This window comes from Curtobacterium sp. SORGH_AS_0776 (assembly GCF_031453355.1).
In the GTDB taxonomy this organism is placed as follows: domain Bacteria; phylum Actinomycetota; class Actinomycetes; order Actinomycetales; family Microbacteriaceae; genus Curtobacterium.
Genome location: NZ_JAVIYU010000001.1, coordinates 785,260 through 799,772 on the forward strand (window position 1 = coordinate 785,260; position 14,513 = coordinate 799,772).

The 14,513-nt window shown below is 72.5% G+C and carries 14 protein-coding genes and 1 pseudogene; 7 read left to right on the plus strand and 8 right to left on the minus strand.

All coding sequences use genetic code 11. The features are described 5' to 3' along the window. Nucleotides 1–66: 66 nt before the first annotated feature. The 6 genes and pseudogenes from QE359_RS03940 to QE359_RS03965 all read left to right on the plus strand — a co-directional run bounded on the left by QE359_RS03940 (nucleotide 67) and on the right by QE359_RS03965 (nucleotide 6,703). A complete protein-coding gene (locus tag QE359_RS03940; RefSeq protein WP_071294266.1) occupies nucleotides 67–1,065 on the plus strand; it encodes a sugar phosphate isomerase/epimerase in 999 nt (332 codons plus the stop codon). Further along, nucleotides 1,062–2,015 (plus strand): 3-hydroxyacyl-CoA dehydrogenase family protein, encoded by a 954-nt coding sequence (locus QE359_RS03945; RefSeq protein ID WP_309777721.1) that lies wholly within the window; start codon nucleotides 1,062–1,064, stop codon nucleotides 2,013–2,015. Before QE359_RS03940 ends, QE359_RS03945 begins: the two co-directional genes overlap by 4 nt. 11 nt (nucleotides 2,016–2,026) lie before the next feature. Beyond that, the gene (locus tag QE359_RS03950; RefSeq protein ID WP_309777722.1) at nucleotides 2,027–2,794 is read left to right on the plus strand and encodes an SDR family oxidoreductase; all 768 of its coding nucleotides are present in this window, start codon (nucleotides 2,027–2,029) and stop codon (nucleotides 2,792–2,794) included. A gap of 55 nt (nucleotides 2,795–2,849) precedes the next feature. After that, nucleotides 2,850–4,232 (plus strand): MFS transporter, encoded by a 1,383-nt coding sequence (locus QE359_RS03955; protein ID WP_309777723.1) that lies wholly within the window; start codon nucleotides 2,850–2,852, stop codon nucleotides 4,230–4,232. Then, nucleotides 4,229–5,936: pseudogene (locus QE359_RS03960) on the plus strand (dihydroxyacetone kinase family protein). Before QE359_RS03955 ends, QE359_RS03960 begins: the two are co-directional and overlap by 4 nt. Beyond that, nucleotides 5,933–6,703, plus strand: a complete 771-nt coding sequence (locus QE359_RS03965) for a triose-phosphate isomerase family protein (protein ID WP_309777725.1) — start codon at nucleotides 5,933–5,935, stop codon at nucleotides 6,701–6,703. Before QE359_RS03960 ends, QE359_RS03965 begins: the two are co-directional and overlap by 4 nt. On the opposite strand, the gene QE359_RS03970 is transcribed toward QE359_RS03965, so the two are convergent. Then, the gene (locus QE359_RS03970; protein WP_309777727.1) at nucleotides 6,696–7,538 is read right to left on the minus strand and encodes an NmrA family NAD(P)-binding protein; all 843 of its coding nucleotides are present in this window, start codon (nucleotides 7,536–7,538) and stop codon (nucleotides 6,696–6,698) included. The two genes, QE359_RS03965 and QE359_RS03970, sit on opposite strands and share 8 nt — an antisense overlap. A gap of 79 nt (nucleotides 7,539–7,617) precedes the next feature. Here QE359_RS03970 and QE359_RS03975 point away from each other — a divergent pair, with 79 nt between their 5' ends. Next, nucleotides 7,618–8,349 carry a TetR/AcrR family transcriptional regulator gene (locus QE359_RS03975; RefSeq protein ID WP_309777729.1) on the plus strand — a complete coding sequence of 244 codons (732 nt, stop codon included), beginning with the start codon at nucleotides 7,618–7,620 and terminating at the stop codon, nucleotides 8,347–8,349. Between the two features lie 16 nt (nucleotides 8,350–8,365). Here the strand turns inward: QE359_RS03975 and QE359_RS03980 are convergent, their stop codons facing one another. The 7 genes from QE359_RS03980 to QE359_RS04010 form a co-directional block, all read right to left on the minus strand. Beyond that, nucleotides 8,366–9,037 (minus strand): response regulator transcription factor, encoded by a 672-nt coding sequence (locus tag QE359_RS03980; RefSeq protein WP_070417406.1) that lies wholly within the window; start codon nucleotides 9,035–9,037, stop codon nucleotides 8,366–8,368. Continuing rightward, complete coding sequence (locus QE359_RS03985; RefSeq protein WP_309777732.1) at nucleotides 9,034–10,335, minus strand: histidine kinase; 1,302 nt, start codon at nucleotides 10,333–10,335, stop codon at nucleotides 9,034–9,036. The genes QE359_RS03980 and QE359_RS03985 overlap by 4 nt, the downstream gene beginning before the upstream one ends. Nucleotides 10,336–10,655: 320 nt before the next feature. Further along, nucleotides 10,656–11,342 (minus strand): SDR family oxidoreductase, encoded by a 687-nt coding sequence (locus tag QE359_RS03990; RefSeq protein ID WP_309777733.1) that lies wholly within the window; start codon nucleotides 11,340–11,342, stop codon nucleotides 10,656–10,658. Between the two features lie 74 nt (nucleotides 11,343–11,416). Further along, a complete protein-coding gene (locus QE359_RS03995; protein ID WP_309777735.1) occupies nucleotides 11,417–11,698 on the minus strand; it encodes a hypothetical protein in 282 nt (93 codons plus the stop codon). 50 nt (nucleotides 11,699–11,748) lie between these two features. Next, nucleotides 11,749–12,180, minus strand: coding sequence for an Hsp20/alpha crystallin family protein (locus QE359_RS04000; protein WP_071294275.1), 432 nt, complete (start codon nucleotides 12,178–12,180; stop codon nucleotides 11,749–11,751). Between the two features lie 125 nt (nucleotides 12,181–12,305). Beyond that, nucleotides 12,306–12,956, minus strand: a complete 651-nt coding sequence (locus QE359_RS04005) for a helix-turn-helix domain-containing protein (protein WP_309777736.1) — start codon at nucleotides 12,954–12,956, stop codon at nucleotides 12,306–12,308. Continuing rightward, on the minus strand, nucleotides 12,953–14,470 hold the full coding sequence (locus QE359_RS04010) for an APC family permease (protein ID WP_309777738.1): 1,518 nt from the start codon (nucleotides 14,468–14,470) through the stop codon (nucleotides 12,953–12,955). The genes QE359_RS04005 and QE359_RS04010 overlap by 4 nt, the downstream gene beginning before the upstream one ends. Nucleotides 14,471–14,513: the final 43 nt, after the last annotated feature.

The following is a 14,513-nucleotide window of genomic DNA, read 5'->3' on the forward strand; positions in this document are numbered from 1 at the left end:
CGACGGAGTATCTTTCCTATAGGAAAGAGGTTCGACGACGAACCCCGACATGCGAAGGAGCATCCCGTGAGCACACCGCAGGACTGGGTCGACCAAGACTGGGACTCCAGCAGCTGGACGGCCGACACCTGGCCGATCGCGACGTGTCTGCACGGGTTCCCGCAGGTGACGCGCGACGGCGTCGCCTTCCACGACGCGGACCCGGCCGTGTGGGACGACGTGTTCGCCCAGATCGAGGCCGTCGGGTTCTCGCTCGCCGAACTCGCCGACAGCCACATCCGGCCCGCCGACCTCGAACGGTCCCGCCGCGACGAGCTGTTCGCGATCGCGAAGGCGCACGGCGTCGGCATCCCGTCGGTGCACCTGCAGCGCAAGAGCGTCGTCCAGCCCGGGCACGAGGAGGACAACCTCGCCTACGCGCACCGCACGATCGACGCGGCGGCCGAGTGGGGCATGCAGGTCTTCTCGACGGGGCTCCACCAGCCGTTCAACGAGGCCCAGCGGAAGGCACTCTGGTTCTGGACCGCGCAGGGCCCGAAGGACCCGGACGACGCGGAGGTCCGTGCCGCCGCCGTGTCCCGTCTGCGTGAGCTCGGCGAGCACGCCGCGAGCGTCGGACTCCCGATGGCGCTGGAGCTGTACGAGGACACCTACCTCGGTACCGCGGACAGCGCCGTCCGACTCGTCGAGGAGATCGGTCTCGACAACGTCGGGCTGAACGCCGACGTCGCGAACCTCATCCGTCTGCACCGCCCGGTCGAGGACTGGAAGGAGCTGTTCGCGAAGACCCTGCCGTACACGAACTACCTCCACGTGAAGAACTACACACGGGACGAGGCCGGCGACGGCAGCTGGGCGACGAGCGCGCCGAGCACCATGGAGGCCGGACTCATCAACTACCGCCAGGTCCTGCGCGACGCGGTCGCCGACGGCTTCCGCGGGATCGTCATGACCGAGCAGTACGGCGGGGACAGCCTCGGCGTCTGCGCCACCAACCAGCAGTACATCCGTTCCGTCCTCGCCACCTCGGTGGTCGGGGCGACGAAGCAAGGAGTCACCCGATGAGCACCCTCGACATCGCCGTCGTCGGATCCGGCTACATGGGCGGCGGGATCGCCCAGGTCCTCGCCCTCGCCGGTCACACCGTCCGGATCGCCGACGTCTCGGCGGAGATCGCCGCGTCCAACCGCGCCCGGCTCATCACGGAGACGGAGCAGTTCGTCGCGGACGGGCTGTTCCCCGCTGATGCCGTGTCGCGGGTGGACGCCCACCTCAGCGCCGCCGCCTCGATCGAGGAAGCGGTCGCCTCGGCCGACTTCATCGAGGAGGCCGTCCCCGAGAAGCTCGAGATCAAGCACGCGACGCTCCGGCGCATCAGCGAGGCCGCCCGCCCGGACGCCGTCATCGGCTCGAACACGTCGACGATCCTCATCGAGTCGCTGGCCGAGGCCGTCGTGCGTCCGGAGCGGTTCCTCGGCGTGCACTTCTCGAACCCGGCGCCGTTCATCCCCGGCGTCGAGCTCATCCCGCACCCGACGACGAACGAGCACGCGATCACGGTCGGCGAGACCGTCGTCGCGGCCACGGGCAAGCAGTCCGCGCGGGTGAAGGACTCGACCGGGTTCGTGCTGAACCGCCTGCAGTACGCGCTCTTCGAGGAAGCCACGAAGATCGCCGACGAGGGCATCGCGACCCCCGACGACATCGACACCATCGTGCGGACCACGTTCGGCTTCCGCCTGCCGTTCTTCGGCCCGTTCGCGATCGCTGACATGGCCGGACTCGACGTCTACGCGTTCTGCTTCGAGTCGCTGCAGACCCGCTGGCCCGAGCGCTTCGCGACCCCGCCGTCCCTGCAGCAGCACGTCGACGCGGGCGAGCTCGGCACGAAGTCGGGCGCCGGGTACCTCGAGGTGCCCGCCGACCGCACGCCGGAACTCGTCGCCTACCGCAACAAGGCCTACGTCGCGATGCAGAAGCTCCTCGACGAGCTCGGCCCGGCCCCGATCCACTGAGGCGGAACACCATGGACAACGAGCAGCAGCACCGCACCGCCGTCCTGACCGGGGCCGCATCGCCCCGGGGCATCGGCCGCGCCACCGCCCACCACCTCGCCGAGGCCGGGTGGGACATCGGCATCATCGACCTCGACCAGGACGCCAGCGTGGCGGTCGCCGCCGAGATCCGCGAGCAGCACGGCGTCCGGGCCGTCGGCGTGGGCGCGAACGTCGCCGACGAGACCGCCGTCCGGGCCGCCTTCGACACGATCGAGGCCGAGCTCGACCCGATCGTCGCCCTGGTCAACCTCGCCGGGGTGTCCTCGGCGCACGCCTACCTCGACCTCCCGGAGGGGGAGTGGCACCGCGTGCTGTCGATCAACCTCGACGGCGTGCACTTCGCGAGCCTGCGGGCGGCGGAGTCGATGGTGCGGAACGGCTACGGCCGCATCGTGAACCTGTCGTCCGTCTCCGCCCAGCGCGGCGGCGGCACGTTCAGCAAGACCCCGTACACGGTCGCGAAGGCCGGCGTGATCGGTCTGAGCCGCGGCCTCGCCCGCGAGCTCGGGCCGCAGGGCGTCACCGTCAACGCGATCGCCCCCGGGCCGATCGACACCGACATCATGGGCGGCACGCTGACCGAGGAGCGCAAGACCGCGATGGCCGCCGACGGCGTGCTGCCGCGGATCGGCACCCCGAGGGACATCGCCGCCGCGATCGCCTACCTCATCAGCGAGGACGCCGGGTTCGTCACGGGCCAGACGCTGAACGTCGACGGCGGCCTGTACATGCACTGACGGGTCCACCGTCCCCTCCCAACCCACCGCACCGTGCTCGCAAAGGAGCGAACCCGTGTCACTTCCCCCTGCCCCCGCGCTCGGGTCCACCCACGACCCGGCCCTGAAGTCGGCGATCGGCAAGGCGACGAAGCACCTCATGCCGATGCTCGTCATCCTGTACTTCGTCGCGTTCCTCGACCGCACGAACGTCGGGTTCGCCGAGGAGGCGCTCAGCGTCGACCGCGGCATCTCCGACGCCGCGTTCGCGCTCGGCGCCGGCATCTTCTTCATCGGCTACGCGATCTTCGAGATCCCGTCCAACCTGCTGCTCAAGCGCCTGGGTGCGCGCTTCTGGCTCGCCCGCATCGCGATCACGTGGGGCATCGTCGCCGCGCTGTTCTCGTTCACGACGAACGACACGATGTTCATCATCCTGCGGTTCATCCTCGGCGTGACCGAGGCCGGACTCTTCCCCGGCGTGATCATGTACCTGTCCGAGTGGTTCCCGAACAAGGTCCGCGTGCGGATGTTCGCGATCTTCTACCTGGCGCAGCCGTTCTCGCAGATGATCGGCGCACCGCTGTCGGGCGGACTGATCAGCTTCGGCGACCAGGCCACCCCGTTCCACGGCTGGCAGGTGATGTTCGCGGGTGAGGGACTGCTCGCGGTCCTGGCCGGCATCGCGGCCCTGGTGTTCCTGACGAACAGTCCGCAGCAGGCGAAGTGGCTCGAGCCGGGGGAGAAGGACTCGCTCACGGCCGCGATGGCCCGTGAGGACACCGCCCGCAGCGAGGACGGCCCGACGGGCATCTGGAAGGCGCTGGCCAGCGGCCGCGTCTGGTACTTCACGATCATCTACTTCTGCCTGCAGGTCGCCGTGTACGGCACGACGTTCTACCTGCCGCAGCAGGTCTCGTCGCTGCTCGGGCAGGACGTCGGCTGGCAGGTCGGACTGGTCGCGGCGATCCCGTGGCTCGTCGGGCTCGTCGCCTGCTACCTCGTCGGTTCGCGGGCGGACACCGTCGGCCGTCGTCGACGCTGGGGCACCTGGTTCTACATCACCACCGGCCTGTCGATCCTCGGGTCCGCCTGGGCCGGCGCGAACGGGCAGCCGATCCTCGGCATCCTGTTCATCACGCTGGCGGTCGCGAGCTTCCTCGCGGTGGGACCGATCACGTGGGCGTACCCGACGGCCTTCCTGACCGGGGCCGCGGCGGCCGCGGGCATCGGGCTCATCAACTCGCTCGGCAACCTCGGCGGGTTCGTGGCACCGATCATGCGCACCGCGATCAACGACGTGGTGCCCACGGACAGCGGAGCGTTCGGCATCGTGTCGCTCGGGGTCCTGGCGTTCGTGGCCGCGGTGATGATCTTCTGCACGAAGTACTTCCGTGGCGCGAAGGCGGACGAGCTGCTCGACACGACGCACGTGCGCGCCCAGGGGGACGAGCGATGACCCGGCTCTTCAACGACCCCGCGGACTTCGCCGACGAGTCGACCGACGGGTTCGTCGCCGCGAACCGCTCCCGGGTGCGGAAGGTCCACGGCGGGGTCGCCCGGTCGACCACGTCGCCGGACGGCACGGTCGCGCTCGTGATCGGCGGCGGATCCGGGCACTACCCGGCGTTCGGCGGGCTCGTCGGGCACGGCCTGGCCGCCGGTGCGGCGATGGGGAACCTGTTCGCCAGCCCGAGCGCGCAGCAGGTCACGTCGGTCGCGAAGGCCTCCGAGCACGGCGGCGGGGTGCTGCTGAGCTACGGCAACTACGCCGGCGACGTCCTCAACTTCGACGCGGCCGCACGCGCGCTCGAGGCCTCCGGGATTAGCGTCCGCACGGTGCGGGTCACCGACGACGTGGTGAGCGCGCCCGCCGATCGCGCGCACGAACGGCGCGGGATCGCGGGGGACCTCTGCGTGTTCAAGGTCGCCGGAGCCGCCGCGGAACGTGGCGACGACCTCGACACCGTCACGACGATCGCGGAGCGGGCGAACGACCGGACCCGCAGCTTCGGCGTCGCGTTCTCCGGCTGCTCGCTCCCCGGCGCCGAGGAACCCCTGTTCACCGTCCCCGAGGGCCGCATGGCGATCGGCATGGGCATCCACGGCGAACGCGGCATCAACGAGACCGACGTCCCGACCGCCGACGGACTCGCCGCGCTGCTCGTCGACCGGTTGCTCGACGAACTGCCGGCCGGGATCACCGCCGCCGGCTCCCGCGTCGTCCCGATCCTCAACGGGCTCGGGAGCGTGAAGTACGAGGAGCTCTTCGTCGTCTACCGCTCGGTGCAGCGCCGGCTCGTCGACGCGGGCGTCGTCATCGTCGAGCCCGAGGTCGGCGAACTCGTCACGAGCTTCGACATGGCCGGCGTCTCACTGACCCTCTTCTGGCTCGACGACGAGCTCGAGGAACTCTGGGTCGCCCCGGCCGACACCCCCGCCTACCGCAAGGAGCGGCGCCGTCCCGGCGGAGCGCGTCGCACCCTCCGTGGTGGCGGCCGACGCGGCACCCGACGAGGTCGGCCCGGCCAGCGAGGACTCCCGGGCCCTCGCCGTCCAGGTCGCCGCCGGCTTCGCCGCGGTCCGCTCGGTCATCGACGAGCACGCCGACGAACTCGGCCGCATCGACGCGGTGGCCGGTGACGGGGACCACGGCATCGGCATGCAGCGGGGATCGCACGCCGCTGCCGAGGCCGCGTCCGACGCCGTCGAGCGTGGAGCCGGTGCGGGCAGCGTGCTGCGGATCGCCGGCGACGCCTGGTCCGACAAGGCCGGTGGGACCTCAGGAGCGATCTGGGGCGCGGCCCTGGAGGCACTGGGTCGCGTCCTCGGGGACGACTCGCGTCCGACCGGTGCGGACGTCGTCGAGGCCGTCGGTGCGGCGACCGAGGCGGTCCTCGCCTTCGGCGCGGTGCCCGGGGACAAGACGATGGTGGACGCGCTCGTCCCGTTCCGCGAGGCCCTCCGTTCGCGGGTCGACGACGGTGCGGCGCTCCCCGATGCCTGGCGTGCGGCGGTGTCCGCCGCGCAGGACGCTGCGCAGGGCACCGCCGAGCTGCTGCCGAGGAAGGGCCGGGCCCGGACCCACGCCGAGCACGCCGTCGGGACGGTCGACCCGGGAGCGGTGTCCTTCGCGCTGATCGTGGAGGCCGTCGCGCCGTGATCACCATCGGGGTGTCGCTCAAGACGTACTTCTCGCACGCCCGGACGCTGTCGTGGGCGGCCGAGGTCGCGGACGTCGCCCGGCGGCACCCCGCGGTGACGTCCGGAGCCGCGTCGCTCTTCGTGGTGCCGACGTTCCCGGCGCTCGTTCCGGTCCGCCGCATCCTGACCGACGCCGGTGCTCCCGTGCTGCTCGGCGCCCAGGACCTGTCGTGGGCCGACGCAGGGGCGTACACCGGCGAGGTCACCGGTGCGGAGCTGCGCGAGATCGGCGTCGACCTCGTCGAGATCGGCCACGCCGAACGGCGCTCCCTGTTCCACGAGACGGACGACGAGGTCGCGGGGAAGGTGCACGCCGCCTTCCGCAACCACCTGCGGCCGCTGGTCTGCGTCGGGGAGGCGACCCGAGCCTCCCGAGCGGAGACCGTCGCCGAGGTGACCGCGCAGCTCGACCGGGCCGTCTCGACGGCGGTCGCGGACGGACTGGCGGGGCCGCTCGTCGTGGCGTACGAGCCGGTGTGGGCCATCGGCGCCCCGGCACCGGCGCCCGACGAGCACGTCGTCGGCGTGCTCGCGGGGATCGAGGAGCACCTGGCCACGCGGCCGGAACTCTCCGGGTCCGTGGTGATCTACGGCGGCAGTGCCGGGCCGGGGCTGCTCACCCGCGGGCAGGGGCGGATCGGCGGCCTGTTCCTGGGGCGGTTCGCGCACGACCCGGCGGCGATCGCCACGATCCTCGACGAGGTGGCGGCGCTCGACGTCAGCTGATCTGGTCCTGGACGGGTCGCGGTGCACGCCCGAGCAGCTGGCCGAGCAGTGGGTCGGTCCCGGCGAAGCGGCCCTGTCCCGCTGCCTGGTACATGCCGAGCAGGAAGCCGGCCATGTGCGGGTCCTGGCCGGCGGCGGTCGACCGGGCCAGCCACTCGTCCTCGCCCAGCACCTCGAACCCGATCGTGCGGCCGGAGCGCTCGGACGCGAACTCCGCGAGCTCGCCGAACGTCGGTGCCGACGGTGCGGTGAGCGTGACGGGGCCGTCGTACGGCTCGTCGGCGAGCAGGATGCGGGCGGCTGCTTCGGCGGCGTCCTCGCGAGCGGTCCACGACACCGGACCGTCGACGGGGACCGAGACCGTGCCCGTCGACTGCCACGGTCCCATCAACCAGGCCGTGCTGTGCGCGTAGAAGCCGTTGCGCAGGCTCGTCCACGGCACCCCGGGGGCGCGGAGCAGGTCCTCGGTCGCGGCGTGGCCGTCGGCCGGTGCGAACGGCGAGCCGTGGGCTGCGCCCTGGTGGCTCGTGTACAGGATCCGTCCCACCCCGGCGTGCACGGCGGCGTCGATGGCCGCGCGGTGCAGGGCGACGGCGTCGGCGCCCGGGTCGTTCGAGGAGACGAGCAGCAGCTGGTCCGCACCCGAGAAGGCCGCGGGGAGCGAGTCGGGCTCGGCGTAGTCGCCCCGGCGGACCTCGACCCCGCGATCGGTGAAACGCTGCGCCCGGCTCGGGTCGCGGGTCACGACGGCGAGCCCCGACGGGTCGAGGTGCTCGAGGAGGTGGTCCGCGGTGGCGCCGTTGAGTGCGCCGGTGGCGCCGGTGATGACGATCATGGTTGCTCCGTACCGTTGGTAACCGATTGGTGTGATCGAAGGTAACACACTGCTATCGCTGTCTTGTTATCGTTGTTCCGTGATCGAGCAGGCAACGCAGCGAGACGAGACGCGGGCACGGATCGTCGAGGTCGCCGGTGCGATGCTCCGTGAGCGGGGGGCCGCGGCGGTGACCACGCGCGCCGTCGCCGAGGGCGCCGGGGTGCAGGCACCGACGATCTACCGACTGTTCGGCGACAAGGACGGCCTGCTCGAGGCCGTCGCGGAACACGCGATGTCCACCTTCGCCGCGGTCAAGGCCGAGGCCGTCCGGGCTGCACGGGACGAGCGCACCGATCCCGTCGATGACCTCCGGCACGGGTGGTCGATGACGATCGGCTTCGGTCTCGCGAACCCCGACCTCTTCGTGCTGCTCAGCGACCCCGAGCGAGGACGTCGCTCGGCGGCGGCACGCGCCGGGACCGCACTGCTCGCCGAGCGCATCCGGCGCGTCGCCGAAGCCGGACGGCTCGCCGTCCCGGAACGCCTGGCGGTGGACCTCGTGCACGCGGCCGGGACGGGGGCGGTGCTGGCGATCCTGTCGACACCGGCGGACGAACGCGATCCGAGCCTGGCAGACGAGGCGTTCGCGGCGGTGTCGGGGAGGATCCTCGTGGCGGACCCGCCGGAGCCGTCGGGTTCCCCGGCTGCGGATGCCGTGACGACTGCCGCGATCACGCTGCGGGCGGTCGCGTCGGACCTCGACGTGCTGTCGGTCGCCGAGCGCGCAGTGCTCGCCGAGTGGCTCGACCGGGTAGCCGGCCAGCGCTAGGTCGACGCCCGGCGCGTCAAGCGTCGCGGGCGCCCGCCAGCCCGTGGTCGTGCGCGTAGACCACGAGCTGCACCCGGTCCCGCAGTGCGAGCTTCCCGAGGATGCTCGAGATCTGCGTCTTCACCGTGGACTCCGTGACGAACTCCTTCGCCGCGATCTCCGCGTTCGACAACCCGCGCGAGGCCCAGCCGAACACGATGCGCTCCCGGTCCGTCAGCGACTGGAACGCCTCGGGCTGCGGCGCCGGCGCGCGCTCGACGTCGGCGCCGAACAGCTGCGAGAGGTCGTTCGGCGCGATCACCGAGCTGCCCTCGTGCACCGCCCGGACGGCTGCGAACAGGAACGGCGGCGTGGTGTCCTTCAGCAGGAACCCGCTCGCGCCGAGGCGGATCGCGGTGGCGGCAGCGGGGTCGAGGCCGAACGTCGTCAGCACGACCACGCGGGGGAGCGGCCCCTCGACCGCGCCGGAGAACAGCTGCCGGACGGTCTCGACCCCGTCCATGCCCGACATCCGCATGTCGAGGAGCATCACGTCCGGTCGCAGCTCGGGGATGCGCGCCAGGGCCTCGGCGCCGTCGGATGCCTCGCCGACGACGACCATGTCGTCCTGGGCGTCGAGCACGACGCGGAGGCCGGCTCGGAACAGCGCCTGGTCGTCGGTGAGCAGGATGCGGATCGGATCGGTCATCGGTTGGTCCCCCCAAGGACGTCGAACGGGATGCGGGCACGTGCGGCGAACACGTCGTCGAGGACGGCGGCGTCGAAGGACCCGCCGAGTGCGGTGAGCCGGGACTGCATGCCGGCGAGGCCACGGCCGGACCCGCGGGTGCTCACCGGCGGGACGGCGACGGGGCCGGTCCCGAGGGCGACCGGGCCGGTCCCGACCGTGCCGGCGCCGGGCGTGGCCGTCCCGACGGTGCCGGCGGTCGGGACGAGGTTCTCGACCTCGAGCACCAGGTCGGCCGACCGCCAGGTCTCCCGCACCGTCACCGGCATCCCGGGGGCACCGTGTCGGAGCGCGTTCGTGAGCATCTCCTGCAGCACCCGGCGGGCGGCGGTCCCGCTCTCCGGCCCGAGCACGACCGGGACCCCGCGGACGGCCTGGTCGACGTCGACCCCGGCCTCGCGGATGCCCTGCACGATCTCCTCGAGCGACCCCGGGTCGGTCGAGGCGCCGGAGCCGTCGATGTGCCCGAGGACCTGCCGGACCTCGACGAGAGAGCTCCGGGCGGTGCTCGCGATCGTCGCGCTCACCTCGCGGATGCGGGCCTCGTCGGCGAGGAACGGCACCGAGTCGGCCTGCGCGATGATCACGGCGAGGGAGTGGCCGACCACGTCGTGCACGTCGCGGGCGATGTCCGCACGGATCCGCTCGGACTCGGCGACGTCGATGGCCCGGGTGGCGGTGGCCTCGGCCTCGGTGGCGACGGCCTCGGCTCGGGACGCCGCGGCCTCGGCGTCCGCCCGGCGTTCGGACTCGCGGTCCCGCGAACGGAATGCCCGGACGGCGACCCCGCCCGCCCAGACCCCGAGGAGCGCCGTCACCGGAGCGGCCATCGCCAGGAACGCCTGGTCGCGCGGGCCGTTGATGAGGACGAGGAACCGGAAGCCGGTGAGTGCGAGGTAGAGCGTCGCGCTGATGCCGGCCACGAACGCCAGCAGGCCCGACACGATGACCTCACCGCGCGTGCCGACGACCGCCGCCGTGCCGATGACCACGAAGATGGCGATGTCGACGAGCGACGGCCGCTCGCCGCCGCCGACCTGGACGATGCCGAGGACGACGATCATGAGCATCGCCGCGGACGGCGAGACCCGTCGGAGCGCGATCGCCCCGGCCGCGGCGAGGACCGCGAAGAAGCTCGCGTGTTCGAGCTCGAGGTCGATCGGGAGCAGGAAGACGAACGCCGCGAAGACCGCCCAGGCCACGTCGATGATGATCGAGCGGGTGGCGAGCGGCCGGATGAACGTGCGCCGTTCCGTCACGGCACGATCATCGCACGGGGGCGTCGTCCGCCGGTCACGGGACCGGCGACATCGCGATGAGGGCGGTGGCCGTGACCGTGACGATCGCGGCGCAGACCAGCAGGGTGGCGATCGTGTGCTTCGTCGAGGACTCCATGCTCCGAGCCTCGCCGAGCGGCGCGCGCCGGGCATCGGGCGCACGGGTGAACGCGTTCATCCGCACGGATGAAGGCGTCTGGTCCGTCGCGACGCGACCGGGTGGCGGCCAGGAGGCGCGGGTCGGGCCCGCACCGCGCCTCCAGGCCCGCAGGTCGCACCGATCTGTCGGACCCGCCCGTCGGTCAGATGGTGATCTGGCCCAGCACGCGGTGGGCGATCGAGATCGACTCACCGGACACCACCGACCGCGGCGACGCGAGGAACGCGACGAGGTCCGCGATCTGCTGCGGGCTGGAGTCGCCGGGGCCGCCGGGGCGCACCTCGGTGCTGGGGGTGTCCGTCACCAGCCCCGGGTTGACGACGTTCACCGTGACGCCGGAGCCGGCGGCCTCGTCGGCGAGGTTCTTCGCGATGACGCTCACCGCGGTGTTGCGGAGCGATGCGGTGATGTTGCCCGACAGGTAGGCGTTCTGTCCGCTGATCACGACGACGCGTCCGAACCCGGCCTCACGCTGGGTCGGAAGCACCGCGTTGGCGACGCGGAGGAATCCGAGTGCTTTGCCGTCGATCGCGGTGAGGACCTGCTCGGGGTCGGACTTCTTCGCCGGGTCGAGGGTGCCGGCGCTCGGGGCCGCGGTCACGACGAGGGCGTCGATCCGGCCGTGCTGTTCGAGCACCCGTGCGACACCGGCGTCGACGGAGGCCTGGTCGGCGGTGTCGATCGCGACGCTGTCGGGGGAGTCGCCGGCGCTGCGGGAGGCCACGACGACGGTCGCCCCCTCGGCCCGGAGTCGATCGGCGACGGCGGCGCCGATGTACCCCTTCCCTCCGACGACGAGGGCGACACGGTTCTGCAGTTCGAGGTCCACGCCGTCACGCTACGCCCGGAACGCCTCGGGTTCGGCACACGTCGTGCACCGAGCCCGAGGCGTCGTCGGTTCGATCAGCTGCTGCGGCCGCTCCCGCCGACCGTCAGGAGCGCGCCGGTGTCGGTCTCGTCCGCACGCGGCGGCTCGAACAGGCCCGAGTACGCCCGGACGGCGCTCCACCCCGCGATGAGCAGGACGGTGCCCGCGACGGCGGCGACCCACGGCACCACGGCCCACCGGTCCCAGAGCGACGGGGCGGCCAGCCACGTCAGGAAGTTCCCCGCGAGGCCGCCCGTCGCCCCGAGCAGGACCGCGGTCCGTCGGTCGAGACTGGACAGCGCGAGCGCGACCGTCACGGCGGCGATCGCGACCAGGGCGTTGACGAGGTCGAACAGGGCTGCCGCTCCTACTCCCCGCTGCCGACGGCGAGCTGCTCGCGTCCGCCACCCGTCGTGACGGCGATCTTGCGCGGCTTCGCCGACTCCTTCACGGGGATCGTGACGCTCAGGACGCCGTTGTCGTAGCCGGCCGTGATGCGCTCGGCGTCGAGGCCGTCGCCGAGCGTCAGCTGACGGACGTACGTACCCGGCTGGCGCTCTCGGGTGAGCCACTGCGAGCCCTCGGGAGCGCCGAGGGTGCGCTCGGCGCGGATGGTCAGGACCGAGCCGTCCACGTCGATGTCGACGGAACCCGGGTCGATGCCGGGCAGGTCGACGTCGAGGACGTAGTGGTCACCAGTGCGGTAGAGGTCCATCGGCATCGAGCGGGGGCCCGCGGTGCCGAGGAGGGAGCCGGCGAGACGGTCCAGCTCGCGGAACGGATCGAAGTTCATCGTCATCGGTGTCAACTCCTTCGTGTCTGCTGTTGAGTCCCCTCGACTCAACTGCGACATGTTTTAGCACTCAAGCCTGGCGAGTGCCAAAAGAACGCTCGGAATCCGCTCGGAGCCGCGGATCCGCGCGGTCAGCCGAGCAGCGGCTCGAGCCGTCCGACCGCGCCCCGCAGCAGCGCCAGCGCCTCGCCCGGCGCCTCGATGCGGGCAGAGGGCGCCGACAGGGTCAACCCCGCCACGAGCTGCCCGCCCTCCCCGAGCACGGGCAGCGCCAGGCACCCGAACCCCTTCGCGAACGCCCCGGTCTGGTGCACGGGCTCTCGGCCGCCCGCGGCGTGCAACCGTCCCATCGCACTCGCGCCGGGTCGCGCGCGGAGCGCCGCCTCGTCCAGGAGCGGGAAGTCCGGGTCCACGTCGAGGTCCCGGATGCCGGAGTGGTCGTAGCGGGCGAGGTGCACGCCGGCCCGGACGGCCGAGCGCACGTCGGCGAGCACCGACCGCACGGCCCGGGGGAGCGGCGTGGGTGCCGACTGCGCGGTGACCCCGGCCAGCTCGGCCACCTTGTGCCCGAGGGCGAACCCGCGCAGGTCGGGCAGGCGGACGAGGTACTCGTCCTCGACGAGCAGCGTGATGAGCCGGTAGGTCGTCGCCCGCGGCATGCCGAGGACGTCGGAGAGTTGTTGCGCGGTGATGCCCGGCCCCGCGTGCGCGACGGCCTCGAGCACCGCGAGGGCGTTCTGGACCGCCTTCGGCTGCCGTGCGCGCAGACCGGGTTCGCTCACCGCACCCCCGTCCCGTGGCCGGGTCCGGCGGTGGGCCGGGAGGCGCGGAGCAGGTCCGCCTCGACGGGCACGTCGTACACGGCGCGGCTCCCGGCCCGCCGCCACGGCCGTCTGCGGGTCACCACGAGGAACACGACGACGACCGCGACGACCGTGCCGACGGCGAGGACGACGGCCGGACGGTGCACGGATGCGGCCTCGACCCCGAGGTAGGTGAGGAGGACGGCGGTCAGCAGGACACCGGTGGCGGTCGCGACGATCGCGGCACCCGTGGTCAGCTCGCCGATCCGGCGGAGGAACACCGGGGCGGCGAAGCACGTCAGGGCGTAGGCGGCCAGGTACCCGAGCGCGGCCACGACGAGCTCGGCCTCCATCAGGGACCAGGTCGGGATCCCGCTCGCGAGGCCGGCCACCGGGAGCGCGGTGAGCAGCGTGCACGCGAGGACGCCTGCGACGAACGGTGTCCGGAAGCGTGGTGACGCCCGGCCCAGCACGCGCGGGAGCACCCCTTCGCGCCCCATCGCGAACAGGACGCGAACGAGCGCCGTGGTCGAGGCGATCGCGCAGGCGGCGAACGACGCCGCGATCCCGAGGTCGAGGACCCACCCGATCCACTGGACGCCGGAGGCGTTCGCGAGCTGGTTCACGGGCGAGGCGCTGTCGGCCAGGTCGGCACCCATCGCGGCGAACCCCAGCTGCTGGGCCGCCGCACTGGCGAGGTAGAGGGCTCCGGCGACGAGGACGGTCCACGAGATCGCGCGCGGGATGGTGGCGAAGGGGCGACGTGCCTCCACGCCGAGGACGGAGGCGCTCTCGAAGCCGACGAACGCGGTGACGGCGAGGGCGGTCCCGACGGCGAACGGTGCCGGCGTCGTCGGACCGAGTGCCACGGCGGACGCATCCACCGGGTGCAGGCGCACGACGAGCGCCACGATCAGCACCACGATGACCGCGACCGACAGCGTCTCGACGAGCAGCGTCAACCGCGTCGAGACCCGGACGCCGAGGGCGATCACGGCGAACACGGCCGCGCCCGTCGCGATGACGACGACGACGGTGACGAGGGCGCTCCCACCCGCCGACGGGACGAACCGGGACAGCAGGTAGTCGAGGTAGTAGCCGCTGCCGGTGAGTGAGAACATCGCGATGAACCCGTACCCGAGCAGCAGTGCGGCCCCGGCGACCACCCCGGCGACCGGCCCGAGGCCGAGCGAGACGTAGGTGTAGAGCGACCCGGTGCCGGCGACGCGTCGGACGAACTGGTTGACCGTGCGGCCGACGAGGAACGACAGCGCCATCGCGGCGAGCAGCGACCATGTGGCGCCCTGGCCGGCGACCGTCGCGACCAGCACCGGGATCGTGGTCGCCGCGGCGGACGGGGCGACCGCGGACACCGACTGCGCGAGGACGTCGGCGGGCCCGACACTGCGGCGGGAGAGGCCGTCGACGGGTGAACGTGTGCCGACGCCGGGCACCCGTGGCGGGTCGGCGATGGCACGGTCGAGCGCGGTCATGCGGCCACCGTACGGCGGCGGCGTTGCCCCGGTGTGCCGACCG

What these genes read in the sequence shown, in the direction of transcription:
- QE359_RS03945 (WP_309777721.1), top strand. Translation starts at nt 1,062, where the DNA reads ATGAGCACCCTCGACATCGCCGTCGTCGGATCCGGCTACATGGGCGGC.
- QE359_RS03950 (WP_309777722.1), top strand. Translation starts at nt 2,027, where the DNA reads ATGGACAACGAGCAGCAGCACCGCACCGCCGTCCTGACCGGGGCCGCA.
- QE359_RS03970 (WP_309777727.1), bottom strand. Translation starts at nt 7,538, where the DNA reads ATGATCGTCATCACCGGCGCCACCGGCGCACTCAACGGCGCCACCGCG.
- QE359_RS03980 (WP_070417406.1), bottom strand. Translation starts at nt 9,037, where the DNA reads ATGACCGATCCGATCCGCATCCTGCTCACCGACGACCAGGCGCTGTTC.
- QE359_RS04000 (WP_071294275.1), bottom strand. Translation starts at nt 12,180, where the DNA reads ATGACGATGAACTTCGATCCGTTCCGCGAGCTGGACCGTCTCGCCGGC.
- QE359_RS04010 (WP_309777738.1), bottom strand. Translation starts at nt 14,470, where the DNA reads ATGACCGCGCTCGACCGTGCCATCGCCGACCCGCCACGGGTGCCCGGC.